This is a genomic window from Streptomyces sp. NPDC059002, assembly GCF_042740435.1.
Classification (GTDB): Bacteria; Actinomycetota; Actinomycetes; order Streptomycetales; family Streptomycetaceae; genus Streptomyces.
Map to the genome: position 1 here is coordinate 1 of NZ_JBHYJI010000143.1, position 2,472 is coordinate 2,472.

The window sequence follows — 2,472 nt, forward strand, 5'->3', positions numbered from 1 at the left end:
TGTCGGCGTACAAGCTCATGCACATAGGCGGGTACGGGCTCACGTACACACTCGATCGGGTTGATCTTGGGCGTGTCGTACGCGGATCGTGAGTACAGGGACTGCGGGCGGGACAGCCATCGCGCGAGGTGAGAGGAGGCGAAGGGTGTCCCGTCTCGATGATCCTGCACTCGGAGCGTTGGATGGATCTGCGCCGTTTTCGTGCTCTGCATGAGGCAGGGCTGAGCATTTCCGCCATTGCTCGGGAGACCGGGCTGAATTGGCGGACCGTGAAGAAGTACATCGAGGCTCCGCCGCCGGTGGTGCCGCCGAAGGGTCCGTCGCGCAAGGGCTGTCACGGTCAGGTGATCGAGCCGTTCAAGCCGGTGATCGATGCCTGGTTGCGGGCCGACATCACGCTGAAGGGGACGGTGGTCCACGAACGGCTCGTCGACCAGTACGGGTTCACCGGCAACTACCAGCGGGTGAAGCTGTATTTGCAGCAGGCCCGGCCACAGGTGATGGAGGAGCTCGGGATCGGTCCCGACGAACTCACCGGTCTGCACCGCCGGTTCGAGGTGATCCCGGGGGCTCAGGCCCAGGTCGACTGGGGAGACGAGGGAGACGTCCTCGCTGCGGTGGGGATCAAGAAGGTGTACTCCTTCCACATGGTCCTGTCCTACTCGCGGGATCCGTTCTGCTGCTTCACCACATCGATGGATCTGGCGACGTTCTGGGACTGCCACCGGCGGGGGTTCGCGCACTTTGGCGGGGTCCCGAAGACGATCGTCTACGACCGGACCAAGACCGTCGTGCGCCGCCATGTCGCTCCGGGCGAAGCGGTCCCGCTGCACCCGGAGGCGGTTGCGTTCGCCGGGCACTACAACTTCGACATCGATGTTCTGGCTGCCTACCGGCCCCAGGGCAAAGGGCGGGTCGAGCGGCAGGTCACCATCGTCCGCGATCATGTGCTGGCCGGGCGGTCCTTCGGCTCGGTCATCGAGCTGGACGCGGCCTTCGTGAACTGGGTGCCGTTGCGGCGGGCGCGGGTTCACCGCACGCATCTGGAGGTCATCGGCCTGCGGGCCGAGCGGGATCACGCCGCCCTGCGGCCGCTGCCGAAGCGGCCCTATCTCGTCGCCGACCGCCACCTGCGGCACGTCGGCAAGGACTGCTTGGTGGCCTTCGAGGCCAGCCTGTATTCGGTGCCGGCCCGAAGAGTCCGCCCGCGGCAGTTGATCGAGGTGAGGGTCGGGGGCGACACCGTGTCCCTGCATCTGCTGGCGCCGGACCTGAGCGGGTCCACACTGCTGGCCGTCCATCCGCGAGCGCATGCCCGCGGGACCTGGGTCGTGGACAAGTCGCACTGGGACGGCCTGCCTGATGGCACGGGCCGTCACACCACCACGCAGGTTCCCGACTTCGCCGTCCGGCCGCGGCAGGCCGCCCCCTCCGACAGCCCGCTGCAGAACCTGCTCAACCGGTCTGCCGCCGCCCAAGTCCCGGTGGGAAAGCGGCCGTTGTCCTTCTACGACGACATCGCCGGCACCCGCCCCAAGCCCCGTCCTCACATCGCCCCGGACTCGAAGGACACCGCGTGAGTGAACTGGTCACCGCCCGACTGCGGTCCACCGCCACCAAGCTCGGCCTGCCCCACACCGCCACCAGCCTGGAGCATCTGATCCAGCGGGCGGACGCCAGCAAGATGGGCTACCTCGACTTCCTCGACCTTGCCCTGTCCGAAGAGCTCGCCATCCGTGACGACCGCAGATTTCACACCGGACTGCGGCTCTCCCGCCTGCCGCACCACAAGACTTTGGACGAGTACGACTTCTCCTTCCAGCCCGATCTCGATCCCCGGAAGGTCCGGGACCTGGCCGCCTTGTCGTTCGTCGAGACGAAGACCAACGTCGCCCTGCTGGGACCGCCCGGCGTCGGCAAGACCCACATCGCCGTCGGCCTGGCCGTCGCGGCCTGCCGGGCCGGCTTCACCGTCTACTTCACCAGCCTCGACGACATGGTCCGCCAGCTTAAGGAGGCCGACTCCATCGGCCGCCTGCCCGCCAAGATGCGGCTCTATCAGCGACCCGACGTCCTCGTGGTGGATGAAGTCGGCTACCTTCCGCTCGACCGCGAGGAGGCCAACCTTGTCTTCCAGCTGATCTCGAGACGCTACGAAAAGGGCTCGGTCATCCTGACCTCGAACAAGACCTTCGGCGAGTGGGGACAGGTCTTCGGCGACGAGGTCCTGGCCACCGCGATCCTCGACCGCCTTCTGCACCACTGCGAAGTCGTCTCGATCAACGGCAACAGCTACCGGCTCCGCAACAAGCTCTTCGCGATCGACGGCGGTGACGCAGCGACCGCCTGAATCTGCGGCTTCACCCCACACGGCCGGGTCGAGGGCTGACGCCCTCGACCCGGCCAAAACTTCGTACACACCTCTGCATTTGAGCCCGTACTTCGCTCTGCAGATGAGCTAGTACGCCGACA

At 66.5% G+C, this 2,472-nt stretch carries 2 protein-coding genes; both read left to right on the forward strand.

All coding sequences use genetic code 11. From position 1 onward, the window contains the following. The first annotated feature begins 158 nt into the window (after positions 1 to 158). The gene (istA, locus tag ACFWZ2_RS43505; protein WP_384555342.1) at positions 159 to 1,580 is read left to right on the forward strand and encodes an IS21 family transposase; all 1,422 of its coding nucleotides are present in this window, start codon (positions 159 to 161) and stop codon (positions 1,578 to 1,580) included. Beyond that, positions 1,577 to 2,350: an IS21-like element helper ATPase IstB gene (istB, locus tag ACFWZ2_RS43510; RefSeq protein ID WP_384555343.1), complete on the forward strand. Its 774-nt coding sequence runs from the start codon at positions 1,577 to 1,579 to the stop codon at positions 2,348 to 2,350. Before istA ends, istB begins: the two co-directional genes overlap by 4 nt. Positions 2,351 to 2,472: the final 122 nt, after the last annotated feature.

Coding starts and splice junctions, on each gene's coding strand:
- istA (WP_384555342.1), top strand. CDS start 159: ATGATCCTGCACTCGGAGCGTTGGATGGATCTGCGCCGTTTTCGTGCT.